The following is a 25,770-nucleotide window of genomic DNA, read 5'->3' as shown; positions in this document are numbered from 1 at the left end:
CCGACACCCGCGACCGAGAGCGACGGAGAACGAGACGTGAGTGGCCTTCGCCTCATGGCGGTGCACGCCCACCCAGACGACGAATCCAGCAAGGGTGCCGCGACGACCGCCCGCTACGCCGACGAAGGACACGACGTCCTCGTGGTGACGCTGACCGGCGGGGAGCGCGGAAGCATCCTGAACCCGGCCATGGACACTCCCGGCGTGCTGGAGCGGATCCACGAGATCCGCCGCGAGGAGATGGCCGCAGCGGCCAGTGCGCTCGGTGTGCGCCAGCACTGGCTCGGATTCGTCGACTCGGGCCTGCCAGAGGGCGACCCGCTGCCGCCGCTGCCGGAGGGCTGCTTCGCGCTGGTTCCGCTGGAGGAGGCCGTCGAGGCCCTGGTGCGCGTGGTGCGCGAGTTCAAGCCGCACGTGATGACCACCTACGACGAGACCGGCGGCTACCCGCACCCCGACCACATCCGCTGCCACGAGGTGTCGATGGCGGCGTTCGAGGCGGCGGGCGACCCGGAGCGCTTCCCCGCGGCGGGGGAACCGTGGACGCCGCTCAAGCTGTACTACGACCACGGCTTCAGCATGCGGCGGATGGAGGTGTTCGCCGCGGAGTACGAGCGTCTCGGCGAGCCGTTCCCGATGCAGGAGTGGCTGGACCGGATGCGCAAGTACGCAGCCGAGCGCGGTGACATGTTCTCCCGGATCACCACCCAGATCGAGTGCTCCAAATACTTCCCGCAGCGCGACGACGCCTTGCGCGCGCACGCGACGCAGATCGACCCCAACGGCGCGTTCTTCGCCGTTCCGCTGGAGATGCAGCAGCGGTTGTGGCCGACCGAGGAGTTCGAGCTGGCCAAGACCAGGGTGCGCACCGAACTGCCGGAGACCGACCTGTTCGCGGGTATCGAGGACGAGCGGTCGTGACGCTGGTCCTGCTCGCCCAGACGCCCGGCACGCCGACCGGCCCCGAGTTCGGCAAGGCGTCGCCGCTCGGCCTGGTCATCGTGCTGCTCCTGCTCGCGGGCACCTTCCTGCTGATCCGGTCGATGAACCGGCACATCAAGGGCCTGCCCGCGACCTTCGAGCCCGAGCACCCCGAGCCGGACCAGGAGGCCGACGAGGGGACCGAGCACGGCATCACCCGGCGTGCCGAGGAGTCGAAGGGCACCGACCCCGAAGGGCGCGCCGAGTCGGGCTGACCGGCGCACGGCCCCGCTGAACTGCGGGTTGTTACCTTTCCGCGCTCTCTTTCGTCATCGAGGTAGTCGCGGCACGAACCACGGCCCCCACGGGCGGCCGGTATCGAATTCGTCGCTCGCGTCTGCTTCCGAAGGCTGAGAGTCAGGACAGAGCAATGACATTCGACGAACTGCGGACCGCGCTGCCCGGCCGCGTGCTGGTGGCCGGTGACGAGGGCTTCGAGAGCGCGGCCCAGCCGTGGACGACAACGGTCGCCCAGCCGGTGGCCGCCGTGGTGCGGGCCGGGGACGCCGACGACGTCGCGACCGTGGTCCGGTACGCGGGCCGCGCCGGCGTGCCGGTGGTCACCCAGCCGACCGGCCACGGCGCGTCCGGCGGAGTGGCGGACGCGATCCTGTTGCGCACCGGACAGTTGGACGGCATCGAGATCGACGCCCAGCGGAGAGTGGCGCGGGTGGGCGCGGGCGTGCCGTGGGGCCGGGTGCAGGCCGCCGCTGCCCGGCACGGGTTGACCGGCCTCGCGGGGAGCAACCCGGTCGTCGGCGTGACCGGCTACACCCTCGGCGGCGGCATGAGCTGGTTCGGCCGCAAGCACGGCTGGGCCAGTGACGCCGTGCGCGCGTTCGAGGTGGTGGACGCCGACGGCGCCCAGCGCCGGGTCACGGCCGAGGACGACCCGGACCTGTTCTGGGCGCTGCGTGGCGGCGGCGGCGACTTCGCCGTGGTGACCGGGCTCGAGTTCGCGCTGTTCCCGGCGCCGGAGCTGTTCGGCGGCCGCGTGCTGTGGCCGGAAACACGCGTTCACGAGGTATTCGACGTCTTCCAGGAGATCACCGCCGCGGCGCCGGAGGAGCTGACGGTGTGGTTGCAGCGTCTGCAGATCCCGGACGCGCCGCCGATGGTCGGGCTGGACGCGGTGTATCTGGGTGATCCGGATCGCGGCCGGTCGCTGCTCGCGGCGCTCGACGCCATCGGGAATCCGATCCTGGACAAGCGGGGCGTTTTCGGGCCCGCCGACATCGGCGCCGTCACCGGCGAACCCACGGACCCGAGCCCGGCGCTGTCGCGTGCCGAGCAGCTGACCGAACTCGGCGATGCCGTGATCAAGACCCTGATCGACGAACCGGTCGCCCCGCTGGCCAACATCCAGATCCGGCATCTGGGCGGCGCGCTGGCCCGAGCCCGGCCGGACGCGGGCGCGCGCGGCCCGATCACCGAGCCGTATCTGCTGTACTGCCTGGGCCTCGGGCTGCCGCATCTGGCCGACGCGGTCCGGGCCCGGCGCACCGCCATCGTCGGCGCGGTGAGCGGGCAGATCAGCGGCCGCAAGCCGTACACGTTCCTCACACCCGAGGAAAGCGCCGCCGCCGCGTTCGATTCCGCGACGCTGACCCGGCTGCGTGAGATCAAGCGCGCCCGGGATCCGCACGGCGTCATCCGGGCCAACTACCCGGTACTCGGGTAGCCGCCGGCCGACTATCCGGGAAGCTGCTGGGCCGGTACTCGGGTAGCCGCCGCCGACGGCAAGACGAATGGCCGCGGGGCCGGGACCGGCGATGGTCTCGGCCCCGCGGCCGTTCAGAAGGGCCAGTCGGCGTCGCGGCCCGCCTCCAGCAGCGGGATCATCCGGAACGCCGCGTCGGTCAGGCCGCCGAAGGTGTGCCGGTACGGCGTGCCGCTGGGGGCGTGCCCGTACCGGTATCCCGCCAGGTTCCAGGTGTAGAGCGGCACCCGGCCGGGCACAGCCCGGCCGACGTCGCCGTCGTGGGCCTGCTCGTCGGTCAGGATGACGACCCGGTCGTGACCAGCGTAGTGCTCGCGCACCGCGCCCACCGTGTCGGTTCCCCAGCCGAGGAAGTAACCGTCCTCGCGCCACCGCCGCACCGCGGCGAGCACCGGCTCGGCGCGCCGCTGCGGGAACACCAGGCTGGCGGGCTGAGCGCGGCCCTGCCGGGTGCCGCCCACGCTGGAGTACGACACCACGTCCGCGTGCGCGCAGCGCCGGGCGAGCGCGAGGCCGAACAGCGCCGCGGCGTCCCAGCGCGCCAGCGAGCCGTCCTTGGCGAACCCGGCCTGCATCGAGCCCGAGGTGTCCACCAGCACCAGCGTCCGCCCGGACAGCGCGGGCACGGCGGCCAGCGAATGTCCGAGCGCCTGCTCGAGCGCGTGACCCCAGCGCAGCGAGGGCGCGGCCCGGTACGCCGACAGGAACCGCATCGGCAGCTGCCGCGAACGGGCGACCCGGCCCGGGTCGGCGAGTTCGGCGGCCACGTCCGCGGCGACGGTGTCGCTCACCCCGGCCTGGTCGAAGTTGCGCAGGTTACGCAGCTTGGCCATGTAGCCCATGGACGGGATCAGCGCCTCCCACACCGTCGCGTCCATCGGACCCTGGAGCCAGCCGGCCACCGCCTCCCAGGTCATGCCCGCGGCGTGCAGGGTGGCACGGGCCCGCTCCGGGTCGTCGAACAGCGCGCGGCGCTGCTGCGCCGGACGGGCCATCAGCTCCGCGCGGGCATGCAGCACGGTCAGTGCGGCGTCCGGTTCGGTCGTGCGTCCGTACCGCCGGTCCAGCGCGTGGGCGAACAACGCGCCCTGCCACGGCCGGTCGGTCGCGGGGGTGGGGTGGGTCAGCTGCAGCACGTCGGCGAACCGGAAGGCTCGCGCGGCACTGTCCCACTTGAGCAGGGCGCGCTCGTCGTACAACCGGCGTACCGCGTCGGCGACGCCGCGCTTGACCGGCTGGGGCAGGGCGCGCCCGTGCACCGCGGTCCAGTAGGCGAGCAGTTCCCCGGCTCGTCGGCGCGCTGCAGCACCGAGTCGACCACCTGCCGCGACATCCCCGCCGCACCCGCGTCCAGCCGCGCCTTGGCGAACTCGGCGGCGCCCACGATCGCGGCGCTGCGCATATTCGCCTCGGTGCGCAGCCAGCGCAGGAAGCGGGCGGTCCACTCGGGAGCGGCGATCGTCGCCGCGCGCACCAGCGCGGCATAGCGATCGTCGCGCTCACCGGCGGACTCGTAGAAGGTGTGCTCGCCGACCATGTTCGTGACGGCCAACAGGAACAGCTCGCTCTGTGGCGTGCGGGCATATCCCACGCCGCCCTCGAAGGTCCGGCCGGTCGGACGGGTCTCGCTGGTGATCGGTGCGGTCGCGCCGGGGCGCGCGAGGTTGAACTTGCTCATGGATTTCCCCCAGTTGCATCGGGGACAGTCGCGGCGCCGCGGCCCGAGATCGGAATCCGTTGCGGCGATGGGCCGGTCGACGCAGGTTGTGGTGTGGCCTGCTCGCGGAAGTAGCCGTATCGGTCGCACCGGGCCGGTGCGTTGCGATGCCCCCCGAGATCGATATTCGCCTGCGGCCTTCCCAAAGGGTCGTGGTCGAGAAGTAGCCGCCTGCTTCGCACCGGGAGGTGCGATGGAATTGTGGCGCACCCGGATTCTCTCCGGGTGCACGAAAACTGTATCGGTATGAATTCGATTGCCGCATCTCATTTTTGCGCGGAGGGCGTCCGAGGAAAATCGGCGACGGCGTGCTCGCCGTATCGAGCGGCCGAAATGGTTCGGCGGGAGTTGAACCCGAAGTAGCCGTTGCCTGCGCACCGGACGTGCCCCGTTGCGAGCACCGGCCCGAGACCGATTACACCACCGCCTCGGGGCGGTCCGGATTCGAACCGGAACTCGGGAATCCCGAAGTAGCCGTGGTCCGCGTACCGGGCCGGTTCACGCGCGCATGAATCGCTTTGTAGCGCACCCGAGATCGAAGGCGGCGACGGAACGTACCGCTCTGCCGTTGAGCTACCGGACCGCGTAGTCCGGGCGGGACTCGAACCCGCAACCTGTCCATTAGAAGTGGAAGTATCCGTTGCCTGCGCACCGGGTGCTCCGCTGAGCGTAGCGAGCGCGTCCGATCCGCGCATCCGATTATTTTTCGCGGTTGCCAGAAGCACACTGCCGGCAACTATCTCGGCGCAGAGTGGTGTTCGCAATGCCGCGCGCTTGTCGGCGTCCTGTGTTACCAATTCAGCCAAACCGCTCGACCTAAGGAAGCTCATGGACAACGTGATCGGACAGATCGACCGCGCACTGGACGCGACCGGAGCGATCGTCGCCGCCGTGGGGGGAGCGGGTCTGGCCGCGCCGACACCGTGCCGGGACTGGGACGTGCGCGCCGTCCTCAATCACACCGTTGGCGGCATGCATATCTTCGCGGCCGCGCTGAGCGGCACCGATGCGGGCGCCGAGCACGAATCCGACTGGCTCGGCGGTGATCCGCAGGGTGCGTACGCCGCGGCGGCGGAGGTGGACCGCGCCGCCTGGCACCGGCCCGACGCGCTGGACGGCACGGTGGGCATCTCGCTCGGGGAGCTGCCCGGCCCGGCGGCGGCACTGGTGCATCTCACCGAGGTTCTCGTGCACGGGGTCGATATCGCGGTGGCCATCGATCGGCCGGACCTGGCCGACGACGAACTGTGTGGCGAATTGCTCGCCACCATGCAAGCCATGGGTGGCATCGAGACCTTCCGCGCGCCGGGCATTTTCGGGCCCGAGGTCGTCGTCGCCGCCGACGAACCGGCGCACCGTCGGCTGTTGGCATATGTGGGTCGAGAGGTGCTTGCCCGGACCGTCTAGTCGTGGTTACGGCCCCGACCGCAGCACGGCAGGGGCCTTGCACGTTCCGCCCGGTTGCCGCGATTCTCCATCGGACGTCTTAGACGTGTTCCGGAGTGCACAATCGGAAGTTATTCGAATCCGGGCGATTCGGCGCAATCCGGGCTGGTGCCTGTAGTTCCTTGCAAGACAATGGCGCGTAGTCGCCGACGGTTCGCATCTCTCGTGGGAAGCGGCCGATATATATCGGCCGCTCCCGCACAGCGCGCTGGGCGCCCGAGATCTGAGCGGCGACGGAATACCGGCTCGAGCGAATCGAGCCCGACGGGTCCGAAGACCCTGCCTTGGATAGCTCTGCCGATTGAGCTACCGGATCACCGCGATCCGGACGGGACTCGAACCCGCAACCCATCCATTGAATACGGAAGTAGCCGTTGCCTGCGCACCGGGCGCTGGTAGGACTGTAACCGGCCGGATCGAAAGGGTGCGAATCAATTTCGATTCATCCGGCGCACCGGTCGGCCGAGGATGGTTTCGTCTTCTCGTTCGGCGCCCGCGGATCGGAGAGATAGATCGCATGGTCAGCAGCCGGTGGCCGTCCACCCCTCGGCCGCCATCGGAGGCGTCCATGCCGTCGCGGGCGTCTCCGGTTCGGTCGCGCACGGGCCCCGGTGCAGCGCCTGGATCGCATTGCCCGCGGTGCGCCGCTCGAAGGTCGCGCCGGTGACCATGTCGGCGGTCACCGCCTCCGGCATGCGGATCAGCAGCTTCCATCGCCCCTGTTCGCGCGGCACCGTCAGCGGCGGGGCGTCGAGTCGACCCGCTACAGGCCCGCCAGTTTCGGGGCGACGAAGTCCTGCCCGGGCGGCCTCGGCCGCCTATGTGGCGCGATGGAGCGTTTGCGCACTCTCTTCGCTTCGAGGCCCGGTGGTCTCCTGTCGCCGGAGAGTCGAGACCACCGGCCCGTGCTGCCCGCGCGGCGCCGGAATGGGCCGTACGGTGGAGCCATGAACCGGCTCGGAAAGGCGACGTCTCCGTACCTGCGCCAGCATGCGGACAACCCGGTGCACTGGCGGGAGTGGGATGCCGAGGCACTGGCCGAAGCACGCGAGCGGGACGTGCCCGTCCTGCTCTCGGTCGGGTACGCGTCCTGTCACTGGTGCCACGTGATGGCGCACGAGTCGTTCGAGGACGCCGCCACCGCCGAACAGATGAACGAGAACTTCGTCTGCGTGAAGGTCGACCGGGAGGAGCGGCCCGACCTGGACGCGGTCTACATGAACGCCACCGTCGCGATGACCGGTCAAGGCGGCTGGCCGATGACCTGCTTCCTGACCGCGGACGGCGAGCCGTTCTACTGCGGCACCTACTACCCGAAGCTGCCACGCGGCGGCATGCCGTCGTTCACCCAGCTGCTCACCGCGATCACGGAGACCTGGCGCACCAGGCGGGACGAGGTGAATCAGGCGTCCGCGCAGGTGGCGGCGGCGTTGCGCGAACAGACGGCGGGATTGCCCGCCGCGGAGCTGACGATCACGCCGGAGCTGCTCGCCCACGCCGTCGCCGCCGTGCTGCGCGACGAGGACGCCGAGCACGGCGGGTTCGGCGGCGCGCCCAAATTCCCGCCGTCGGCGCTGCTGGAAGGCCTGCTGAGGCACTGGGAGCGGACCGATGACCGCGCGGTGTTCGACGCGGTGGCCCGCACCGCCGAGACGATGGCGCGCGGCGGCATCTACGACCAGCTGCGCGGCGGATTCGCGCGGTATTCGGTGGACGCCGCGTGGGTGGTGCCGCATTTCGAGAAGATGCTCTACGACAACGCGCAACTGCTGCGCGCCTACGCGCACCTGGCCCGGCGCACTACATCGGTGCTGCCGGAATCGTTGTCGCATCGAGTCACGCGGGAGACCGTCCGATTCCTGCTCGACGACCTGGGCACCGCCCAGGGCGGCTTCGCCTCGGCGCTGGACGCCGACACCCACCTGGAGCCCGGTGCACCCGGTGTCGAAGGCGCGACATATGTGTGGACGCCCGCCGAGCTGGCCGGCGTTCTCGGTTCGATGGACGGGGCATGGGCGGCCGAATTCTTCGGCGTCACCACCGCGGGAAACTTCGAGCAGGGCACCTCGGTGCTGACCAGGTACACCGAGCCGACTACGGCGGAGGACGCCGCGCGCCTGGACCGTGTCCGCGCGGCGCTGATCGCCGCCCGCGATCGCCGCCCGCAGCCGGAGCGGGACGACAAAGTGGTGACCGCGTGGAACGGAATGGCGATCACCGCGCTCGCCGAGGCCGCGGCCGCGCTGGACGAGCCGGAGTGGACCGCCGCCGCCGTCCGGTGCGCGCGCTTCCTGCTGGCCGAACACCTGGTGGACGGGCGGTTGCGGCGCGCATCGCTCGGCGGCGTCGCAGGCGCGGCGCCCGGCATCCTGGAGGACTACGCCTGGCTGGTCACCGGACTGCTCGCGCTGCACCAGGCCACCGGCGAACTGGGCTGGCTCGAAGACGCGCAACGCCTGCTGGACACCGCGATCGGGCACTTCGCCGACCCCGATCAGCCGGGCAGCTGGTTCGACACCGCCGACGACGCCGAAACCCTCGTCACCCGCCCGCGCGACCCGATCGACGGCGCCACACCCGCGGGCGCCTCTGCCTTGGCCGAGGCGCTGCTCACGGCCGCGGCCACCAGTGACCCGGAACGGGCCGCCCGCTACCGCGAACTGGCCGATCGCACTCTCGAGCGCGGCGCGATCGTGCTGGCGCGCGCGCCCCGTTCGGCGGGCCAGTGGCTCACCGTCGCCGAAGCGGCGCTGCGCGGACCACTGCAGGTCGCCATCGCCACCACCGAGTCGGCCGCGCACCCCACCGAATTGCTCGTCGCCGCCCGGCTGGCCGCTCCGGGCGGCTCGGTCGTGCTCGCCGCCGCCCCGAACACCGTCCCGCTCCTGGCCGACCGGCCCCTGGTGCGTAACGCGGCCGCTGCCTACGTATGCCGCGGCTCCGTCTGCGACCTCCCGGTCTCCAGCCCGGACCAGCTCCGCACGGCGCTGCAACGGAACTAGCCGAGCCGCACCGCCACACGAGACCTTTCGCATCGGCGGGGGACTGTGGGCGCTGCCTAACGCCGAGGCGGGGCGTCGAGTTCGGTGTCCGGCACCTCGGTGTCGTCGGGTGCGGGTGCGGCCGTGTGGATTTCGATGACCGGGTTGGTGTCGGGAGGCAGGTCGTCGCCGTCGAGCCGATCGGTGTGCGTCGCAGTGCGTTCGGGGTCGGAGCCGGGGGTGTCGCTATCGGTCCAGCAGGCCGTCGGCTCCTTCATGCCGCGCAGCACGATGGTGTCGTAGAACGTCCACTTGGCGCTTTCGTGGTCCGCGGCGGCATCGATCACCGCTTGGCTCACCAGGATTCGCCGCGGGACCTCTTTGGCCGCCGTGGTGAGGCGGGCGGCCTCGTTGACGGCGTCGCCGATCACGGTGAACTCGAGCCGGGTATCGGAGCCGACGTCACCGGCGAAGACCGGGCCGCGCGCCACGCCGATCCCGATGTCGAGTTCCCCGGTGGCGATCACCTCGTCCCGGATGCGGCGCGCCGCCCGTAGGGCGGGGGTCGCGTTGTCGCGCAGGGCGATCGGAGCTCCGAAGACGCACAGGGCCGCGTCGCCCTCGAACTTGTTGACCAGGCCGTTGTTCTCCTCGGTCGCCGCGACGACGATCGAGAGCAGCCGGTTCAGCTTGGCCACGAACTCCTGCGGCGGCAATCCCGTGGACAGTTCCACCGAGCCGGTCACGTCGACGAACAGCGCCGACACCTCGCGCACGTCACCGGTGAGGTCGGCCCCGCGGCCGAGCGCGCGCTCGGCCACCTCCGCCCCGACGTGCCTGCCGAAGACTTCCCGCATCCGCTCCCGCTCACGCAGGTTCGCGGCCAGCTCGTTGACCGAGTGCTCCAACCTGCCGATCTCGCTGGTGCTGCCGATCGGCACCCGGGCGCCGAGGTCGCCCTGGGCGATCCGGTCCAGCGCGCGGCGCAGCGTGCGCATCGGCGCGGCCACGGAGCGGGCGAGGAAGGCGGTGGCCAGCGCGCCGACGCCGATGCCGACGCCGGACAGATAGATGGCGGTGCGGACCCGGTCGGGTGCGGCCGCGGCCGGGTCGGCCAGCACCACGATCAGCATGAGCAGCGGAAGCGCCGCCGCCACCGCCCAGGTCACCACGACCCGCACCAGGACCGACGCGCTCCAGTGCATCGTCCAGCCGAGCACTCCGGCCACCACCGGGATGGTCGGCCGGATCAGCCGGTCCACGATCAGGAAGGTGACCGCCGCCGATTCGAAGGCGCCGATCGTGAACAGCGCCGCCGTCACGCCGGGGTCGTTGTCCGGGCTCAGATGCGCGAAGGTCGCGGTCGCCACGATCACGCCGGGAATCCACAGGGCCAGCGCGCGCATGCTGATCGCGATGGGCAGCAGCAGCAGGCGGCGCGCCTCCACCTCGGTCGGTTTGCGCCCGGCGTCGAGCCAGCCGAAGTAGACCTTCCGGTCGCGCACCGCGAGCACGATTCCGGCCAGGAACCCGACCGCCGGGTAGATGCCGACGAAGGCCAGCGCCTTCAGCCAGTCCGGGCCCAGCCGACCGAGGAATCCGTTCAACCACAACTGGGTGACGATCACCGCGAGGCCGCTGAGGTTCGCCGTGGTGACCAGTGCGGCCAGACCACCCCGCGCTTTGAGCGCCCAGACGACGAGCTTCGCGATCATCGGACGCGCGACCCCGATGGACGACGCCCGCCGATGCGCGTCAGGCCCGGTGCGGTGCGCGGCGCGGCGATGCCGCGCGAGGCGGCGACGAGGAACACGAACGAGCAGCATAGAACCAGGACGACCGGTACAGGCGGTTTCCCGGTCATCTCGCCGGACCGGCCCGGGAACCGATCGGCCACATCGCCCCCTCTCGTTCTGCCTCCCCGTCGACTTTAGGCGTTCAACGCAGGACCACCAGCCAGACTGCCGCGTAGTGCGTCAGCGCCGCGAGCACCGTGGCCGCGTGGAAGAACTCGTGGTGGCCGAAGACGGTCGGCCACGGGTTCGGCCACTTGGTGGCGTAGAGGATCGCGCCGCCGCTGTAGAAAAGGCCGCCGATCAGCAGCAGAATCAGCGGCGCGATGCCGATCTGGCCGTTCAGCTGCCCGGCCACCGGCACGATCGCCCAGCCGAGCAGCAGGTACAGCGGCACGCCGACCCAACGGGGAGCGGTCGGCCACAGCAGTTTCAGCGCGACTCCGGCCAGCGCTCCCGCCCAGACCACCGCCAGCAGCGTCTGCCCCGTGCGCCCGGGCAGGCCGAGCAGCGCGAACGGCGTATAGCTGCCCGCGATGAAGAGGAAGATCATCGAGTGGTCCGCCCGCTTCATCCGGATGCGGGCGCGCGGGGTGGGCCAGGTCACCCGGTGGTAGACGGCACTGACGCCGAACAGGCCGCACACGGTGAGGCCGTAGATCAGCGTCGACCATCCCGCGGTCGCCGAGACCGTGGCGGCGGTGGCGACCAGCACCACGGCCGCGATCGCGGCGACGCCGACCGCCCAGGTGTGGATCCAGCCCCGCAAACGGGGTTTGACCAGCGCCTCGGCGAGCGCTTCGTTCGCCGAACCGGGGACCGCCGTGACCGGTGCCGCATCGGACACGAGTACCTCCTAGTGGGCGCGGGCGGACGAAGTTCGTCCGTAGCCGCGCCGGGCCGAGTGGGACGAGACAGCCGCCTGGCTGAACCCGTCGGTAACCTACGCAACCGTAACTTGCGACCTCTTGGCTACTGTACCGGCGTATCGCGGTCGATGCCGTGATCGTGTCGTCGAGGCGTAGGGTTGCCCGCGTGGAACTTCCGAGTCAGGTGCGGGGTCTGCCGTATCGCATCTACGAGGCCCGGCTGTCCAGGCAGCTGGCCGGCAAACAGCATCCCCGGCATGTCGCGGTGATGTGTGACGGCAATCGCCGGTGGGCGCGGGAGAACGGTTTCACCGACGTCAGTCACGGCCATCGGGTCGGAGCGCTCAAGATCGCCGAGCTGGTGGGCTGGTGCGAGGCCGAGGGCATCGAGATGGTGACCGTCTACCTGCTGTCCACCGAGAACCTCCAGCGCGATCCGGACGAATTGGAGACGCTGTTCGAGGTGATCACCGATGTGGTCGAGGAGCTGTCGGCGCCGGAGCAGAACTGGAGCGTGCGCATCGTCGGCTCGCTCGACGGCTTCCCTGAGCTGATCGCCAAGCGGCTGCGCACCGCGGCCGAGCGCACCGAGGGGCGGGGCGGCGTGCACGTCAACGTCGCGGTCGGCTACGGCGGCAGGCAGGAGATCACCGACGCGGTGCGCTCGCTGGTCCGCCAGGAGATCGCCGCGGGCGAGACCGGCGAGGACCTGGTCCAGTCGATCACCGTCAACGCCATCGGCCAGCACCTCTACACCTCCGGTCAGCCGGACCCCGACCTGGTCATTCGCACCTCCGGAGAGCAGCGGCTGTCCGGATTCCTGCTGTGGCAGAGCGCATACTCGGAGATATGGTTCACCGAGGCGTACTGGCCGGAGTTCCGTCGGGTGGATTTCCTGCGGGCGCTGCGCGACTTCGCCGCGCGCCATCGCCGTTTCGGCGTCTGATTCGATCTTGGTCCGGTGAATCCGGCGCCACCGCCGCCCCTCTCGCGTACCGTGCGGTCTCATGAGCTCGTTCGACCACCGGTCCGCCGACGCTGCCGGAGCCGTGCGGCACGGGTCGGACGACTCGATCAGCTATGCGGAGTTCGGTAGGCGCTTTCTGGAGTACGCCGCCTCCGAGGAGCGCATCCGCGGCGCGTTCGATCAGTTGACCGGTACCGCATTCGATTTCGGCCCGATCGGGGTCGGCCCTGCACGGCTGGCCAAGGTGACCGCGCAGGTCCAGCTCGGCGCGGCGCGGCTGCGCCGCCGAGGCGACGACCCGATCGCCTTCGAGTTGATCATCCCGCTGGACCTCGACCTGCTGCTCGACCTGGCGGTCGACCGGCATCGGTTCCACGCCGAGGGCACCGTGCACCTGCACCTGACGGTGCGCACGGCCGCGCCCCTGCGGGTGGTGATCGACATCGCCGAGCCGCGCCCGGGCGACGTGCGCGTCGACGTCGCCGCCGCCACCAAGCGCGGGCAGCTGCTGCGCATCCTCGCCAGCGTCGACCACGAGATCAAGCGTTTCGTCGCCCGCTATATCTCCGCCGAGATCCGTAAGCCGCACATCGCCGCGGTCCGCGATATCGATGTCGCGCGGCGCCTGGACGAGGCATGGAAATTGTAAGCGGAATCACAATTTCCGCAGCCGCAGCCGATTGATGCTGTGGTCGGCGTCCTTGCGCAGCACCAGCGTCGCGCGCGGGCGGGTGGGCAGAATGTTCTCCACCAGATTCGGCCGGTTGGTGTTGTTCCAGATCTCCTGCGCAGCGGCGGTCGCCTGTTCGTCGTTGAATCCGGAGTAGTGGTGGAAATGCGCGTTCGGGTCGGCGAAGGCCGTCTTGCGCAGGGTGAGAAATCGTTGCACGTACCACTTCTCGATGTCCTCGATACGCGCGTCGACATAGATCGAGAAGTCGAACAGGTCCGAGACCATCAGGCGCGGACCGGTCTGCAGCACGTTCAAGCCCTCCACGATCAGAATGTCGGGCTGGCGCACGCAGTGCAGCTTGCCCGCCACGATGTCGTAGGAGATGTGCGAATACACCGGGGCGCACACTTCGGCGGCGCCGGATTTCACCTCGGTGACGAATCGCAGCAGCTTGCGGCGGTCGTAGCTCTCCGGGAAACCCTTGCGATGCATGATGCCGCGCCGGGTGAGTTCCGCGGTGGGATAGAGAAACCCGTCGGTGGTCACCAGGTCGACCCGCGGGTGGTGATCCCAGCGCGCCAGCAGCGCCTGGAGCACGCGCGCGGTGGTGGACTTGCCCACCGCGACGCTGCCCGCTACGCCGATCACGAAAGGTACTTGCTGGTCGGGATGGGTTTCGCCGAGGAAGGTCGCGGTGGCGGCGAACAGCCGCTGACGCGCGGCCACTTGCAGATGGATGAGACGAGCGAGCGGGAGATAGACCTCCGCGACTTCCTCGAGGTCGATCTGTTCTCCGAGGCCACGCAGGCCGATCAGTTCTTCCTCGGTGAGCACCAAAGGAGTCGACTTACGCAGGGTTCGCCACTGTTTCCGGTCGAATTCCACGTAGGGACTCGGCTCGCTCATTCGTGCCACTTACCCGACGCTCCGTTTCGGCAAACACGCACAGTTACCGTGCGGATCCGGTGAGATTCCGTCTAGCTGTCGCCGCATAGCCGAATTCTGCTCCGCGTCAACATCGTGGGATGAGCGGGGTACCACTACCGGTTGGTAACCGACTCGATGAGCCAGGTGTGAGCCGCTAATGTCGGCTGGCATGGAAGCGCATCCGCTCGTGACCGAATACCTGCGGCTCGGCCTCGCCTTCGACCGGTTGGAGGAAGGGTTCGTGGACGCCTTCACCGGCGATCCCGCGCTGCGCCGCGAGGTGCAGAACGCACCTGCGCCGCAACCGCGCGAACTGGCTCGTCGTGCCGCCGAGTTGCGCGCCGCGGTGCCCGAGGCCGGATTGGCGCCGCAGCGCGCCGAATTCCTCGACGTGCACCTGCGCGCGCTGGAATGTTCCGGGCGGAAATTCGCCGGAGACGACATCGGGTTCGTGGAGGAAGTGCGCGCGTACTTCGACGTCGACATCGCGCCCGGTGACGTGGACGACTACCGCGACGCGCACCGGCAGATGGACGAGGTGCTCGCCGGGGACGGGCCGCTGGCCGAACGGGTGGCCGCGCATCGCAAAGCCGACGAGATCCCCCCGGAACGCCTGTCGGCCTGCGTCGAGGCGTTCTCGAGCGCGCTGCGCGAGCTGGTCCGCGCCCGCTATCCGCTGCCCGACCACGAGCACGTCACCTACGAGGTGGTCGGGGACAAGCCCTGGTCCGGGTTCAACTACTACCTGGGCAACTACCGTTCCCGCGTCGCGATCAACTCCGACCTGAAGCAGCACATGGCGCACCTGCCACAGCTGATCGCGCACGAGTCCTACCCGGGGCATCACACCGAGCACTGCCGCAAGGAGGCCGGGCTGGTCACCGCCGGGCAGGCCGAGCAGACGCTGTTCCTGGTGAACACCCCGCAGTGCCTGATGGCCGAAGGTCTCGCAGATCTGGCGCTGCGTTCCATCGTCGGCCCGGGGTGGGGCAAGTGGGCACAGGAGATCTACGCGGATCTCGGGCTGCGCTTCGACGGTGAACGAGCCGAACGGCTTTCGAACGCCTCGGCCAAACTGCTGGGCGTGCGCCAGGACGCCGCGCTGCTGCTGCACGATCGGGGGCGCACGCACGACGAGGTCGCGGAGTTCTTGCAGACCTGGAGCCTGACCACGCCGGAGCGGGCGCGCCAGTCGCTGCGGTTCCTGTCCTCGCCGCTGTGGCGGGCCTACATCTCCACCTACGTGGAGGGTTACCGGCTGCTGGGCGGATGGCTCGATCGCGCCGTCGACGCCGACGACCGCGCCGATCGCTTCCGCAGACTGCTCGACGAGCCGCTCACTCCAGGCGCGGTGCGCGCCGCGGCGTGAGCCCGGCGGGTCGCGCGGCTCGACCTGAGCGGGCCGAGCCGCGCGGGCTCAGGGTGGTAGACGGGCTACTGGATCACCGCGCAGCCCTGCCCGCCTGCGGAGATGCTGCACAGCAGCAGCGAGAGGGTGCGCAGCAGCGCCTCGATCGGGGAGTTGGGTACCGAGACCAAGCCGACCATGTTCGTTCCTTCGTCAGGTGATGTGCACTGTCACCAGGAACACCGGTCGGCGCACCATCGCTCGTTACGGCTCGTAGAGCCCCATGAATCAGGGGCCCGTCCGTGCGGGGCCCGTTCCTCGGCGGCTGTGTGGTCGCCGGTTCGCCGGTGCGAGCTCAGGCGCCCGCGAAGGTGATGCGCACCGAGATCGGGTCGCTCTCCAGCGCTTTCATGGTCCGTTCGGCGACCGTGGCGGCGACGCGCCCCTTGACGAACGTGCGCGAGCGGGCCACCACATCGTCTTCCGGCGCGAAGGCGGCCGTGCCGCTGCGCCACCGGCGGCCCTGCCGCAGCCGGACCTGCGGGTCGGCGGCGATATTGCGGGCCCATCCGGAGCGGTGGCCGTGCTGCGAGATCAGCCACGCGCCCGTCTCGTCGATCGACGCGGTGACCGGCACCCGCCGCGGCAGGCCCGATCTCGCCCCGACCGTCTCCAGTTCGGCGATCAGCGGCGACCGGACGCCGAGCCGGTCCAGCAGGCCGACGACCGGGTTGACCAGGTAGCGGCCGATCAGGCGTTCGCGCCGGAATTTGCGTAACGCGGCGCTCGGTGTTCGTCCGGCCATCGCAGGCTCCTCGGGGTCAGGCTCGTGCGCGGAAGATGACGCAGGTGGTGGTGGCGTGCGCGACCAGACGGCCCTGTTCGTCGATGACCCGCCCTTCGGCGGTCGCGGTGGTGCGCCCGACATGGATCGTGGTGCCGGTGGCGGTGAGGCGTTGTCCGTCGGTGGGCACGGCGCGGATGTAGTTGATCTTCAGCTCCAGGGTCGTGTATCCGACGCCCGCCTCCAGCGTGGTGTGCACCGCGCAGCCCATCACCGAGTCGAGCAGGGTGGCGCAGATGCCGCCGTGGGTGGTGCCGAGCGGGTTGGCGAAGTCGGGCCGGGTGCGCAGGGCGAAGACCACCTTGCCGTGCTCGAGCTCGTCGACCTCCATGCCGAGCAGGTCTCCGATGAACGGCGGACGATCCGCCCTGGTCATCGCGGTGCGCAGGAGTTCGAGACCGGACAGTTGAGCCGGGTCGACCGTGGCTTCGGACATCAATCCCATCCTTTCGATGAACCGATCGGTCCACATCTGACATGATTGCAACATGGACCGATCGGTTCACGCAACCCTCGAACAAGGAGTTCGCATGACCGCAGGGCCGCGCACCAGGCTGATCGAAAGCGCCATCGAACTGGTTCGCGAGCAGGGTGTGCACGCCGCGGGTCTGGCCACCCTGCTGGAACGGAGCAACGCCTCGCGCAACTCGCTCTACCAGCATTTCCCCGCGGGCAAGAGCGAGCTGGTCGAGGCCGCCACCCGGGTCGCGGGCGCACGGATCGGCGAGGTGATCGACAAGGTCACCGCCGCGCCGCCGCGCCGGTGGTTCGATTCGCTGCTCGGCTGGTGGGTCACCGCACTGGAGAAGACCGGCTACCGAGCCGGTTGCCCTGTCGTCGGTGCCGCGCTGGCCGAGTCCGAGCCTCGGGTGCAGGCCGCGGCGGGCGAGGTCTTCGCCGCCTGGCACGAACGGCTCGCCGCGGCGCTCGTCGCCGCGGGCGTGTCCGCCGAGGAGGCGCGCTCCTTCAGCAGTTTCGCGTTCAGTGCGATGGAGGGCGCCATCGTCCAGGCGCGGGCGATGAAGTCCACGCGGCCGCTGGAGGACGCGCAACGGCAGCTGGCGGTGCTGTTGGCGAACTATCTGCCGGAGGACGGCGAATCTCGCTGAGGGCCCGCTCGCCGCGCACCGGCGTGTCGCACGTCACGACCGGGCGGCCGGACCCGCCCGCGGTGACACAAGGGTGAACCCCCTGCTCCGGGGGCTCGGCCCCCGGCCCATAGACTGAGGCCGTGACGCAGACGACCGCCTCTGTCAATTCCCAGTCTCTCGGTGAGCTCGATCCGGAGCTCGCTGCCGCGATGGCAGGCGAACTCGCCCGCGAACGCGACACGCTCGAGATGATCGCCTCGGAGAACTTCGTGCCGCGCGCGGTGCTGCAGGCGCAGGGCAGCGTGCTCACCAACAAGTACGCCGAAGGCTACCCCGGGCGGCGTTACTACGGCGGCTGCGAGCACGTCGACGTGGTGGAGACCCTCGCGCGAAACCGCGCCAAGGATTTGTTCGGCGCCGAATTCGCCAACGTGCAGCCGCATTCCGGTGCGCAGGCCAACGCCGCGGTGCTGATGTCGCTGATGGATCCGGGCGACAAGCTGCTCGGCCTCGACCTCGCGCACGGCGGTCACCTGACCCACGGCATGCGCCTGAACTTCTCCGGCAAGCTGTACGAGGTGCACTCCTACGGGGTGAGCAAGGAAGACCACCGCGTCGACATGGACGAGGTGCGCGAGATCGCGTTGCAGGCGCGTCCGAAGGTGATCGTGGCGGGTTGGTCGGCCTACCCGCGCCACCAGGACTTCGCGGCGTTCCGCTCGATCGCCGACGAGGTCGGCGCGTACCTGTGGGTGGACATGGCGCACTTCGCCGGTCTGGTCGCCGCCGGTCTGCATCCCTCGCCGGTGCCCTACGCCGACGTGGTGTCCTCGACCGTGCACAAGACCCTCGGCGGTCCGCGCTCGGGCCTGATCCTGGCCAAGCAGGAGTACGCCAAGAAGCTCAACAGCGCGGTGTTCCCGGGTCAGCAGGGCGGCCCGCTCATGCACGCCATCGCCGCCAAGGCCGTCGCGTTCAAGATCGCGGCGGGCGAGGAGTTCAAGGATCGCCAGGAGCGCACTCTGTCGGGCGCGAAGATCCTGGCCGAGCGGCTCACCGCCGCGGACGTCAAGGATAAGGGCATCAGCGTGCTCACCGGCGGCACCGACGTGCACCTGGTGCTGGTCGACCTGCGCAACTCCGAACTCGACGGCCAGCAGGGCGAGGACCTGCTGCACGAGATCGGTATCACGGTCAACCGCAACGCCGTTCCGTTCGACCCGCGTCCCCCGATGGTCACCTCCGGCCTGCGGATCGGCACCGCTGCCCTGGCCACCCGTGGCTTCGGCGACACCGAGTTCGCCGAGGTCGCCGACATCATCGCCGGCGCGCTGGCAGGCAGCGCCGACCTGGACTCACTGCGCGCCCGGGTGAGCAAGCTGGCGAAGGACGTTCCGCTGTACGACGGTCTGGAGGACTGGCGCCTGCTGGGCTGACGCTCGCGTCCGCTTCGCACATCCGCTGTCGGTCAGCGGATGTGCGAAGCCGGGAGCGCGAGTCGCGGCGATCGCCGCCGGGCTCAGGAACCCGGTATCTCGACGCCTTTGGCGGCCGCGAGTTCGATGAGCTTCCGCATTTCATCGATGGCTACCGCGACGTAGACGCGGAGCACGTCGTCGTCATCGCGGCGCAGCAGGTATTCGTAGTCGCTGTCGGTGAGCAATGCGCCCGCCGCGTCGAAGAAGTGCCATCGGACGTGCAGGCGGGTGATGCGCGCGGTGAGCTCGACCTGTCCCAGCAAGGTGTGGTCGACCCTCGCGAGTCCCAGCGCTCGATACAGGGGATAGGACTGGCGCAGACCCTCCGCCATGTCCGCGCGGGAAGACAGCGAGCCGACGAATCCGTCGCCCACGATCGTGCCCGGCGTGCCCCACAGCGCGGCCGAACGCTCGGCGTCGAACGAGCTCAACGCCTGTTGATACGCGCCCAGAAATGCCTCGATCTCGTCCCGAGTTGCCATGGCTTCAAACTACGAGCCGACGCGGCGATCCGGAACTACCGATCCATGCGCGCTTTCGCCCGCACGATCGACTCGTCCAGATATCGGGCGATATCGGTGCCGGTACCGGGACGGATCATCAGGGCGCGATTGGCGGGCATCTCGCAGTAACGGCCGTCGGCCGTGTCGATCCAGCGGAGGCGGCCGGTCCGCAGCGGCGCGTCGTTGCGCGGGCCGAGCAGCACGACGGCGGTGCCGCGGGTGGTGCACGACTGCCGCCAGAAGCGCCGGTAGCGTTCCTTGGCCTGGCTGGCGGGCGCGTTGCCGAACAGATCCGGGCGATCGTCGTTGAGATCGTCGAGCAGAAAGCTCTTCTCCCCGACCGTTCCAGCGGGGGTTTGCGGCAGTAGGCGCACCACTTCGGTGGCGAGCTGGTCGACTCGGCAGCGGCGCAGCTGGACTCGGCCACCATCCGGCGCGGGTGATTGCACGGCGAGCACACCGGAGCCGGTGCGTGTCCCGCACGCGACGGCGCGCAGTTCGACGCCCTCGCGCGTGTTGTCGTAGCCGAACAGTTCGATGCGCCAGTCGGGGCCGGCCAGCGTGCCGATCGCGCTGCGCAGGGGCAGCCGCTCGTCGCGGTCCAGCTCGGCGCGGAACTGCCGCTGATACTCCTGGTACTCGTTCAGGCCGGGAAACCGGCTGGTGAACCGGAACGGGAAGGGCATGCGATCGAGCCCGGTCCCGAACCACGCCGCGGCGAACTGCTCGGCCGACAGCGACCATTGCGCCATCATTTCTCTCCGAGGGCGGGCGGCACGGTCGGTTGCACCTCGCCGAGCAATTCCTTCGCGTGTTCCTCGGTGCGCAGGTACTTCGGCGACTTGTGCTCGTCGTCGTCCGTGCGCCTGCCGCGCATCCCCGGCGGGACCATGCCCGGGTAGCCGGGGATGCCGGGCGCCCCGGCGCGCCCGGCCGGAGCGGATGACGCCTGGGACGCGGCCGGGGCGGTGGGCTGCGCGGGACGTGAAGTGCCCGATCGTGCTTCGTTCTCCGCGGCGCTCGGTGTTCCCACCGCACCGGGCGTGCCCGGCCTGGCCTGCGTGCCGTTCGGCCTGCTGTCGAACGACGCCGGGGCGACGGCGTCGGGTGCGGTCGGCAGCGGCGCGGTGGACAGGAACGGTGTAGCCGAAGTCGGCGTCTGCGTCCTCGTGGTGGAGGCGGGCGTGGTGGCCGCCGCGTCCTGACTCTGCGAAACGGCCTGCGGGGTAGTCGTCTCCGGAGTGTTTTCGCTCGCCTGCTGTGACTGGTCGTCCTGGTGGCCTTCCTCCGCCGTGTCACTGGGTGCGGCGGTGTCCTCGGAGGTGGGATTGCCGCCGGAAGACGACTTGTCGCCCGAGGAGGACGTGTCGGCGGGGCGAGTGCCGTCCACCGGCTGCGAACCGGCGTTCACGCCTGCTTCCGTACCGGCGCCGGTCTCGATACCCGTCGGTGCCGCGGCGGCAGGGCTGACCGGGGGCGGCAGCGTGGGAATGGCCGGCGCGGTGGCCCCGTACGGCTGGATGTACTGGGTGTTCATTTCGTCGCGGGCTTGCTCCTCCCGCGAGTTGCGCTGTTCGGGATCGGCCGAGCTACCTGAAGTGTCGGCCAGGTCGGGCACCGACATCTTGAACTTGGTCGCCGCGTCCGCCGCCGCCGACAGCGGCACACTCTGCGCGCCGACTGCCTCGCCGAATTCGCCCATCCGCGCCGCGTAGTCCCGCACGCCGCGAACCGCGCTGTCGGCCGCCGCGCCCTCCCACTGCTGCTCCACGGCCTTCTTGATCGCGGACTCGAACTGCTGCCCCGCGTTCGTGACCGCCGCGGCGATGGCCGACCACGCGGCGAGCGCGCTGTCGAGCCCGGCCGGATTCATCGCGTCGGCCGCCTGCTTGATCTCCGCGTGCGAGAAACTCTGCGCGTTCTCCGGATTGGTGATCGCGCGGCCGTCGGTTTGTCTCATGATCGCTTCCCCCGGTGTTCAGCTGCCCGCGGGCAGCAGTGGTGCGACTGCTCGGGCGATATCGGTGGCGTTGTCACACGGTGACAGTTTGCGTGGGTGCTTGCCGCTCGGATCGTCGACGAGGATGTACAGCGAGCCACCGCGCAACTCGACGTTGACCGTGCAGCCGCCAGGAACGTCGGGACGAGCTTCGTACCGCACTGCATTCCGACTCCCGATCGCGACACCTGTGGCGGAAGGGAATTTCTCCTTCACCTGATCGAGCGTGCCGTTCGTCGTTTGGATCGTGAGGCTGTACCCGGCTCGCGCGACATACCGGCAGCCCTTCCAGCTGATCCCGCTCATGCTGTTCTGCTTCGGGGCAGGCGGCAATGCGTCCCATTGGTGGTCGGCCAAGAACTGGGGCGTCAGGGCGGTGCAGGGATCGAACGATGTCTGCGAGCCCGGCCCGACAGTCGGACTCGTTCCCGTGCCTGCGGCATTCGGCTGCGTCGTCGATGTCGCTGTCTGTGATGACGTGGTCTCGTCCCCACATCCGGTGAGCAGTACCGCCAGTGTCGCCGCTGCTGCGAAACCTGCCGTCGGCCGAAGAACCCTGTGCCGGCTGCCGCTCATGCGCTGAGTTCCCGCATCTTGGCCGCGAACTCGGCATCGGTGCGCTGGTAGGTGTCGCAGATCGCTTTGAACATGGCTCGGATCTCCTCGGCTACGGAAATGTAGTCGCTCAGAGTGTCATAGGCATTGTTCGGGCCCCCGAAGGCTTTCTCCCGGAACAGCCGGACCAGTTCGACCGCTGATGAAAGGCGCGGATTGTCCTCGCCCAATCCCCACTGCGTCTTCTCACCGAGATCGCGAGCATCAGCGCGAGCACCGGTGAGTTGGTCGATCAACTCCTGGCACGCCTGGTCGATCTCGACGAACCCTTGCGGGTCCATCCGCACCTGCAATGCCCCGGTTTTCGCAGCTTCGATGTACCCGGGAAACGGGCTGTCCGCCATAGCCGCCCCTTCCGTCAGTGCCGTCTGACTTTATAGACGCGTCCCATCTCGCTCCGGTTCCATCGAAACACAGCCGATCGCACGGGGCCGCCCGGTCGCGCCTCTCGGGATCGGCGGTGCGGCTGTGGCGAACTGGGATGTCGTGCCCCGCCAAGGCGGACGCGACGGGTCAGAATTGCTGTCAAGGCGGGTGGCGGATGATCAGCGCGCGTCGGCGGTGCCGACCAAGGCGGGGTAGTCCTTCAGATCGATGTCGTTGGCGGCCTTGTCGCCGTACTCGGTCATCAGTGCGAACAGCCGGGATTCGAGGAACCAGTCGCGCATCTTGATGCCGCGCGCGGTCTTCGGCGCCAGGAAACGACCGGCGTTGTTGTTGCCCGCGATCTTCGCGTAGCGCTTCATGAGTTCGTCGTAGCGGGCGAAGGCGGCCGCGTGATCGCCGTCCGCCAGGGCCAGTTCCCCCGCGATGACGTACGCGCCGACCACGGCGAGCCCGGTACCGAAGCCGCCCAGCGTGTTTCCGTACGCGGAATCACCGACCAGGGCGACCCGACCCTTGGTGTATCCGTCCCGCATGCGCACCCGGCTGATCGAGTCCATGTAGAAATCGTCGAATTCGGCCAGTTCGGCGAGCATGCGCGGCACCTCCCAGCCGACCTCGGCGAAGGTCTCGGTGAGGATGCGGCGCTGGGCCGCGCTGTCGTCGCGCGCGTAATCGAGTTCGGGGGAGGCGAACATGTACATCTGCTGTGCCTTCGGGCCGCCGCTGATCGCGAGTCGTCCGGGAGCGTTGTGACCGTAGGCGGTCACGCGTTCGGGTGATCCGGCCGCCTCTGCGCCGCACGGGCTCGCGCCCGCGACGGCGTAGTAGTAGCCCAGGTACTTCACGAAGTCGCGCTCGGGGCCGAAGGCCAGGCGGCGGACCCGCGAGTGGATGCCGTCCGCGCCGAAGACGAGGTCGAAGGTGCGCGCGGTCGCGTGCTCGAATTCGACGCGCACGCCCGCCGCGGTCTCGGTGAGCGCGGTGACCGAATCGCCGAACAGGTACTCGCAGCGGTCGGCGGTGCGACTGTGGAGGATTTCGGACAGGTCGCCGCGCAGGATCTCGACGTCGCCGCCGGTGAACTCGCCCGACATCAGCGCCCGCCGTGAGCCCCGCTCGTCCACGAAGACCGTGTCGGTGGTGCCCGTCCTGCGCTCCTCGACGTCGTGCAGGATGCCCATCCGTTCCAGCACGGTGCGGTGCGTGCGGCCCTTGAAGTCGATCGCCTGACCGCCGGGGCGAAGCCCGGGAGCGCGCTCGACGACGGTGACCGCGAATCCGTAGCGGTGCAGCCAGTAGGCCAGAGCGGGCCCGGCGATGCCGGCGCCGGAAATGAGGACGGTGGTGTTGCGCATGGCGGATCTCCTGTGTCGGCAATCTGTGTCCGATGGAAACTGTATTCGATGGACGCGGATTAGCGTATGGTAGACACAATTTCGGGTCAAGACGTTCTCCGGAAGGATTCGGGCATGCCGACACCAACCACACTCGAACTGCTCTGGGGTACCGGTCACCGCCCGACGCGCGGTCCGAAACCCGCGCTGTCGGTGGAGCGGATCGTCGCGGAGGCGATCGCGCTGGCCGATGCCGAAGGGCTGGCGAACCTGTCCATGCAGCGGCTGGCCGAGCGCCTGGGTTTCACCAAGATGTCGCTGTACCGCTACGTGCCAGGCAAGGCCGAACTCGTCGCGCTGATGCTGGACACCGCGCTGGGCGCACCCCCGGAGATGGACGGCGGCGAGGACGCGGCGGAGGAGGTTTGGCGCGGCCGGTTGAGCCTGTGGTGCGAGACGATCTACGAACGCCTGCGCGCCCATCCCTGGTCGCTGGAGGTATCGGTGGGGGTACGGCCGGTCGGGCCGAACGAGATGGCCTGGATGGAGTCCGCGCTCGCGGCGCTCGTCGACACCGGCCTCACCGCCGCCGAGCGCCTGGACACCATCGTCCTGTTGACCGGGCACGCCCGCAGCCTGGTGCAGCAGACGCGGGTGGGGGACGCCGACGAGTTCGAGAAGCAGATCGCCGGGCAGTTGGCCGAGATGGTGGCCGCCGCGGCCGATCGCTACCCGGCCGCGGTCGCCGCGTTCGCCGAGGAGGGTGCGGCAGCGGGCGGAGAGGGCGCGCTGAAATTCGGCATCGGGCGCATTCTGGACGGACTGGCCGTGCTCATCGCGCGCCGCGGATGACCGGCGCGGCCTACGCTCGGACCATGACCGACGAACCCGATCTGACACAGGACTCGATCACCACCGTGCGGGAGTTCTTCGCCGCGCTGGAAATCGGCGCCGCCGAAGAGGCGATCGACCTGCTGCACCCGGACATCGTCTGGAAGAACACCTCGCTGCCCGACGTGAAGGGCCTGCGACGGGTGGCGGGCGTGCTGCGCGGCCTGCGCCGCGACTGGCTCGGCTTCGGCGTCGACCTGCACCACATCGCCGCCGACGGCGACGTCGTGCTCACCGACCGCACCGACTACCTGCGCTTCGGGCCGGTGCGCGTCGGATTCTGGGTGACCGGCACGTTCGAGCTGCGCGACGGCCGAATCATCCTGTGGCACGACCACTTCAGCTGGGAGAACGTCCTGCGCGGCACCGGAGTCGGCCTCTGGCGCGCGGCGCTGAAGCGGGGCTGACCCGGCTCAGGAGTGCTGAGTCAGGTAGTCCAGGTAGACCGGCCGCAGCACCTCGGCGACCGCGCCGTCGCCCGCGTGGACGTAGTCGTCGAGCATCGGCAGCACGTACTTGATGTCCGCCTCGCTCGCGCCGACGTTGCCCGCCGCGGCCTCCGCGGCCGGGATCGAGGTGAGCAGCCGCCACAGGAACCTCACATCGCCGCGCCGCACGGCCAGCTTCATCGCCCGGTCGTGCAGCTCCTTCGACGACAGCTTCTCCAAATCCTCGTTACCGGACATACCAGCGACTCTAACCGCCGAATGGGCCGACAGCGACCGCGTGGCGAATCATTATCGTGCCCGGACGCCGTGCTGCGATGACTGCTATGACACCGCAAACGCCGCCCGGCTTCCGCGTGAAGCGCGTCTACGACACCCCGGACCCGGACGACGGCACGCGGGTGCTGGTCGACCGGCTCTGGCCGAGGGGGATCACCAAAGCACAAGCGCGGGTCGATCGCTGGCCCAAAGCGCTCACCCCGTCCACCGAGTTGCGCCGTTGGTTCCATGCCGACCGGGACGCGCGCGGCCCGGAATTCGCCCGCCGTTACCGCGCGGAATTGGCGGCGCCGGATGTTCAGCAAGATTTGCGGGAATTGCGCACCTTGGCCGCCGAAGGTCCGGTGACATTGCTCACCGCCGTACAGGATCCGGCGAACAGCCATGTTCCGGTGTTGCTCGACGTGCTGCGTTGAACCCGCGCGAAGTGCGGGTTTACGACAAATTCACGGACACGCCTTCCGGTCCCTGAGCGCGGATG

28 protein-coding genes are annotated in these 25,770 nt (G+C 69.6%); 13 read left to right on the top strand and 15 right to left on the bottom strand.

Annotated elements, in window-relative coordinates; genetic code table 11:
- The first annotated feature begins 54 nt into the window (after positions 1-54).
- The 3 genes from mca to IU450_RS27095 all read left to right on the top strand — a co-directional run bounded on the left by mca (position 55) and on the right by IU450_RS27095 (position 2,662).
- Positions 55-921 (top strand): mycothiol conjugate amidase Mca, encoded by an 867-nt coding sequence (mca, locus tag IU450_RS27105; protein ID WP_195152674.1) that lies wholly within the window; start codon positions 55-57, stop codon positions 919-921.
- Positions 918-1,196: a hypothetical protein gene (locus tag IU450_RS27100; protein ID WP_195152565.1), complete on the top strand. Its 279-nt coding sequence runs from the start codon at positions 918-920 to the stop codon at positions 1,194-1,196. The genes mca and IU450_RS27100 overlap by 4 nt, the downstream gene beginning before the upstream one ends.
- A 155-nt stretch (positions 1,197-1,351) precedes the next feature.
- Complete coding sequence (locus IU450_RS27095; protein WP_195152564.1) at positions 1,352-2,662, top strand: FAD-binding oxidoreductase; 1,311 nt, start codon at positions 1,352-1,354, stop codon at positions 2,660-2,662.
- A 113-nt stretch (positions 2,663-2,775) separates the two neighbouring features.
- Here IU450_RS27095 and IU450_RS40085 read toward each other — a convergent pair whose 3' ends face one another.
- Both IU450_RS40085 and IU450_RS40080 read right to left on the bottom strand, forming a co-directional pair.
- A complete protein-coding gene (locus tag IU450_RS40085; protein ID WP_228835210.1) occupies positions 2,776-3,534 on the bottom strand; it encodes a TROVE domain-containing protein in 759 nt (252 codons plus the stop codon).
- Positions 3,535-3,824: 290 nt separating this feature from the next.
- A complete protein-coding gene (locus IU450_RS40080; protein ID WP_228835174.1) occupies positions 3,825-4,379 on the bottom strand; it encodes a hypothetical protein in 555 nt (184 codons plus the stop codon).
- An 867-nt stretch (positions 4,380-5,246) separates the two neighbouring features.
- Here IU450_RS40080 and IU450_RS27085 point away from each other — a divergent pair.
- On the top strand, positions 5,247-5,825 hold the full coding sequence (locus IU450_RS27085; protein ID WP_195152563.1) for a TIGR03086 family metal-binding protein: 579 nt from the start codon (positions 5,247-5,249) through the stop codon (positions 5,823-5,825).
- A gap of 560 nt (positions 5,826-6,385) precedes the next feature.
- Here IU450_RS27085 and IU450_RS27080 read toward each other — a convergent pair.
- Positions 6,386-6,598 carry a hypothetical protein gene (locus tag IU450_RS27080; protein ID WP_195152562.1) on the bottom strand — a complete coding sequence of 71 codons (213 nt, stop codon included), beginning with the start codon at positions 6,596-6,598 and terminating at the stop codon, positions 6,386-6,388.
- 213 nt (positions 6,599-6,811) lie between these two features.
- On the opposite strand from IU450_RS27080, the gene IU450_RS27075 reads away from it, so the two are divergent.
- The gene (locus IU450_RS27075; RefSeq protein ID WP_195152561.1) at positions 6,812-8,866 is read left to right on the top strand and encodes a thioredoxin domain-containing protein; all 2,055 of its coding nucleotides are present in this window, start codon (positions 6,812-6,814) and stop codon (positions 8,864-8,866) included.
- Between the two features lie 56 nt (positions 8,867-8,922).
- On the opposite strand, the gene IU450_RS27070 is transcribed toward IU450_RS27075, so the two are convergent.
- The gene (locus tag IU450_RS27070) at positions 8,923-10,560 is read right to left on the bottom strand and encodes an adenylate/guanylate cyclase domain-containing protein (protein WP_195152560.1); all 1,638 of its coding nucleotides are present in this window, start codon (positions 10,558-10,560) and stop codon (positions 8,923-8,925) included.
- Positions 10,561-10,783: 223 nt separating this feature from the next.
- On the bottom strand, positions 10,784-11,485 hold the full coding sequence (gene trhA / locus IU450_RS27065; RefSeq protein ID WP_416382908.1) for a PAQR family membrane homeostasis protein TrhA: 702 nt from the start codon (positions 11,483-11,485) through the stop codon (positions 10,784-10,786).
- A gap of 188 nt (positions 11,486-11,673) precedes the next feature.
- On the opposite strand from trhA, the gene IU450_RS27060 reads away from it, so the two are divergent.
- On the top strand, positions 11,674-12,453 hold the full coding sequence (locus IU450_RS27060; RefSeq protein WP_043697657.1) for an isoprenyl transferase: 780 nt from the start codon (positions 11,674-11,676) through the stop codon (positions 12,451-12,453).
- A 61-nt stretch (positions 12,454-12,514) separates the two neighbouring features.
- Positions 12,515-13,123, top strand: a complete 609-nt coding sequence (locus IU450_RS27055) for a hypothetical protein (protein WP_228835173.1) — start codon at positions 12,515-12,517, stop codon at positions 13,121-13,123.
- Between the two features lie 6 nt (positions 13,124-13,129).
- Here the strand turns inward: IU450_RS27055 and coaA are convergent, their stop codons facing one another.
- Positions 13,130-14,062, bottom strand: coding sequence for a type I pantothenate kinase (coaA, locus tag IU450_RS27050; RefSeq protein ID WP_195152559.1), 933 nt, complete (start codon positions 14,060-14,062; stop codon positions 13,130-13,132).
- A gap of 181 nt (positions 14,063-14,243) precedes the next feature.
- Here coaA and IU450_RS27045 point away from each other — a divergent pair, with 181 nt between their 5' ends.
- A complete protein-coding gene (locus IU450_RS27045; protein WP_195152558.1) occupies positions 14,244-15,443 on the top strand; it encodes a DUF885 domain-containing protein in 1,200 nt (399 codons plus the stop codon).
- 334 nt (positions 15,444-15,777) lie between these two features.
- On the opposite strand, the gene IU450_RS27040 is transcribed toward IU450_RS27045, so the two are convergent.
- Both IU450_RS27040 and IU450_RS27035 read right to left on the bottom strand, forming a co-directional pair.
- Positions 15,778-16,227 (bottom strand): nitroreductase family deazaflavin-dependent oxidoreductase, encoded by a 450-nt coding sequence (locus IU450_RS27040; protein ID WP_195152557.1) that lies wholly within the window; start codon positions 16,225-16,227, stop codon positions 15,778-15,780.
- Positions 16,228-16,243: 16 nt separating this feature from the next.
- Positions 16,244-16,702 carry a PaaI family thioesterase gene (locus IU450_RS27035; protein ID WP_416382907.1) on the bottom strand — a complete coding sequence of 153 codons (459 nt, stop codon included), beginning with the start codon at positions 16,700-16,702 and terminating at the stop codon, positions 16,244-16,246.
- Positions 16,703-16,796: 94 nt separating this feature from the next.
- Here IU450_RS27035 and IU450_RS27030 point away from each other — a divergent pair, with 94 nt between their 5' ends.
- Both IU450_RS27030 and glyA read left to right on the top strand, forming a co-directional pair.
- Positions 16,797-17,375 carry a TetR/AcrR family transcriptional regulator gene (locus IU450_RS27030; protein ID WP_195152555.1) on the top strand — a complete coding sequence of 193 codons (579 nt, stop codon included), beginning with the start codon at positions 16,797-16,799 and terminating at the stop codon, positions 17,373-17,375.
- 122 nt (positions 17,376-17,497) lie between these two features.
- Complete coding sequence (gene glyA, locus IU450_RS27025; RefSeq protein ID WP_195152554.1) at positions 17,498-18,793, top strand: serine hydroxymethyltransferase; 1,296 nt, start codon at positions 17,498-17,500, stop codon at positions 18,791-18,793.
- 83 nt (positions 18,794-18,876) lie between these two features.
- Here glyA and IU450_RS27020 read toward each other — a convergent pair whose 3' ends face one another.
- The 6 genes from IU450_RS27020 to IU450_RS26995 all read right to left on the bottom strand — a co-directional run bounded on the left by IU450_RS27020 (position 18,877) and on the right by IU450_RS26995 (position 23,694).
- Positions 18,877-19,317 (bottom strand): nuclear transport factor 2 family protein, encoded by a 441-nt coding sequence (locus tag IU450_RS27020; RefSeq protein WP_195152553.1) that lies wholly within the window; start codon positions 19,315-19,317, stop codon positions 18,877-18,879.
- 35 nt (positions 19,318-19,352) lie between these two features.
- Positions 19,353-20,093: an ESX secretion-associated protein EspG gene (locus IU450_RS27015; protein ID WP_195152552.1), complete on the bottom strand. Its 741-nt coding sequence runs from the start codon at positions 20,091-20,093 to the stop codon at positions 19,353-19,355.
- Positions 20,090-21,298, bottom strand: coding sequence for a hypothetical protein (locus IU450_RS27010; RefSeq protein WP_195152551.1), 1,209 nt, complete (start codon positions 21,296-21,298; stop codon positions 20,090-20,092). The genes IU450_RS27015 and IU450_RS27010 overlap by 4 nt, the downstream gene beginning before the upstream one ends.
- Before the next feature lie 18 nt (positions 21,299-21,316).
- A complete protein-coding gene (locus tag IU450_RS27005; RefSeq protein ID WP_195152550.1) occupies positions 21,317-21,913 on the bottom strand; it encodes a DUF3558 domain-containing protein in 597 nt (198 codons plus the stop codon).
- Positions 21,910-22,296 carry a hypothetical protein gene (locus IU450_RS27000; protein WP_195152549.1) on the bottom strand — a complete coding sequence of 129 codons (387 nt, stop codon included), beginning with the start codon at positions 22,294-22,296 and terminating at the stop codon, positions 21,910-21,912. The genes IU450_RS27005 and IU450_RS27000 overlap by 4 nt, the downstream gene beginning before the upstream one ends.
- A gap of 201 nt (positions 22,297-22,497) precedes the next feature.
- Positions 22,498-23,694 carry an FAD-dependent monooxygenase gene (locus IU450_RS26995; protein WP_195152548.1) on the bottom strand — a complete coding sequence of 399 codons (1,197 nt, stop codon included), beginning with the start codon at positions 23,692-23,694 and terminating at the stop codon, positions 22,498-22,500.
- A 114-nt stretch (positions 23,695-23,808) separates the two neighbouring features.
- On the opposite strand from IU450_RS26995, the gene IU450_RS26990 reads away from it, so the two are divergent.
- Positions 23,809-24,525: a TetR/AcrR family transcriptional regulator gene (locus IU450_RS26990; protein ID WP_195152547.1), complete on the top strand. Its 717-nt coding sequence runs from the start codon at positions 23,809-23,811 to the stop codon at positions 24,523-24,525.
- Between the two features lie 23 nt (positions 24,526-24,548).
- Positions 24,549-24,971, top strand: coding sequence for a limonene-1,2-epoxide hydrolase family protein (locus IU450_RS26985; protein WP_195152546.1), 423 nt, complete (start codon positions 24,549-24,551; stop codon positions 24,969-24,971).
- Positions 24,972-24,977: 6 nt separating this feature from the next.
- Here IU450_RS26985 and IU450_RS26980 read toward each other — a convergent pair whose 3' ends face one another.
- On the bottom strand, positions 24,978-25,250 hold the full coding sequence (locus IU450_RS26980; protein WP_195152545.1) for a hypothetical protein: 273 nt from the start codon (positions 25,248-25,250) through the stop codon (positions 24,978-24,980).
- 86 nt (positions 25,251-25,336) lie between these two features.
- Between IU450_RS26980 and IU450_RS26975 the strand changes: the two genes are divergently transcribed.
- On the top strand, positions 25,337-25,705 hold the full coding sequence (locus IU450_RS26975; RefSeq protein WP_195152544.1) for a DUF488 domain-containing protein: 369 nt from the start codon (positions 25,337-25,339) through the stop codon (positions 25,703-25,705).
- Positions 25,706-25,770 lie beyond the last annotated feature (65 nt).

Source organism: Nocardia abscessus (genome assembly GCF_015477775.1).
Lineage (GTDB): Bacteria > Actinomycetota > Actinomycetes > Mycobacteriales > Mycobacteriaceae > Nocardia > Nocardia abscessus_A.
The sequence above is the reverse complement of the archived record's forward strand: the minus strand, read 5'-3'. Positions and strand labels throughout refer to the sequence as shown.

Bases quoted from the DNA above. Each gene is read 5' to 3' on its own strand.
- IU450_RS27040 (WP_195152557.1), bottom strand. From the start codon at position 16,227: ATGGCCGGACGAACACCGAGCGCCGCGTTACGCAAATTCCGGCGCGAA.
- IU450_RS27005 (WP_195152550.1), bottom strand. From the start codon at position 21,913: ATGAGCGGCAGCCGGCACAGGGTTCTTCGGCCGACGGCAGGTTTCGCA.
- IU450_RS27030 (WP_195152555.1), top strand. From the start codon at position 16,797: ATGACCGCAGGGCCGCGCACCAGGCTGATCGAAAGCGCCATCGAACTG.
- IU450_RS26985 (WP_195152546.1), top strand. From the start codon at position 24,549: ATGACCGACGAACCCGATCTGACACAGGACTCGATCACCACCGTGCGG.
- IU450_RS26990 (WP_195152547.1), top strand. From the start codon at position 23,809: ATGCCGACACCAACCACACTCGAACTGCTCTGGGGTACCGGTCACCGC.
- IU450_RS27095 (WP_195152564.1), top strand. From the start codon at position 1,352: ATGACATTCGACGAACTGCGGACCGCGCTGCCCGGCCGCGTGCTGGTG.
- IU450_RS26975 (WP_195152544.1), top strand. From the start codon at position 25,337: ATGACACCGCAAACGCCGCCCGGCTTCCGCGTGAAGCGCGTCTACGAC.
- IU450_RS27015 (WP_195152552.1), bottom strand. From the start codon at position 20,093: ATGATGGCGCAATGGTCGCTGTCGGCCGAGCAGTTCGCCGCGGCGTGG.
- IU450_RS27035 (WP_416382907.1), bottom strand. From the start codon at position 16,702: ATGTCCGAAGCCACGGTCGACCCGGCTCAACTGTCCGGTCTCGAACTC.
- IU450_RS27070 (WP_195152560.1), bottom strand. From the start codon at position 10,560: ATGATCGCGAAGCTCGTCGTCTGGGCGCTCAAAGCGCGGGGTGGTCTG.
- IU450_RS27075 (WP_195152561.1), top strand. From the start codon at position 6,812: ATGAACCGGCTCGGAAAGGCGACGTCTCCGTACCTGCGCCAGCATGCG.
- mca (WP_195152674.1), top strand. From the start codon at position 55: ATGGCGGTGCACGCCCACCCAGACGACGAATCCAGCAAGGGTGCCGCG.
- IU450_RS26995 (WP_195152548.1), bottom strand. From the start codon at position 23,694: ATGCGCAACACCACCGTCCTCATTTCCGGCGCCGGCATCGCCGGGCCC.
- IU450_RS27085 (WP_195152563.1), top strand. From the start codon at position 5,247: ATGGACAACGTGATCGGACAGATCGACCGCGCACTGGACGCGACCGGA.
- IU450_RS27010 (WP_195152551.1), bottom strand. From the start codon at position 21,298: ATGAGACAAACCGACGGCCGCGCGATCACCAATCCGGAGAACGCGCAG.
- IU450_RS40085 (WP_228835210.1), bottom strand. From the start codon at position 3,534: ATGGCCAAGCTGCGTAACCTGCGCAACTTCGACCAGGCCGGGGTGAGC.
- IU450_RS27000 (WP_195152549.1), bottom strand. From the start codon at position 22,296: ATGGCGGACAGCCCGTTTCCCGGGTACATCGAAGCTGCGAAAACCGGG.
- IU450_RS27055 (WP_228835173.1), top strand. From the start codon at position 12,515: ATGAGCTCGTTCGACCACCGGTCCGCCGACGCTGCCGGAGCCGTGCGG.
- IU450_RS40080 (WP_228835174.1), bottom strand. From the start codon at position 4,379: ATGAGCAAGTTCAACCTCGCGCGCCCCGGCGCGACCGCACCGATCACC.
- IU450_RS27020 (WP_195152553.1), bottom strand. From the start codon at position 19,317: ATGGCAACTCGGGACGAGATCGAGGCATTTCTGGGCGCGTATCAACAG.
- IU450_RS26980 (WP_195152545.1), bottom strand. From the start codon at position 25,250: ATGTCCGGTAACGAGGATTTGGAGAAGCTGTCGTCGAAGGAGCTGCAC.
- IU450_RS27045 (WP_195152558.1), top strand. From the start codon at position 14,244: ATGGAAGCGCATCCGCTCGTGACCGAATACCTGCGGCTCGGCCTCGCC.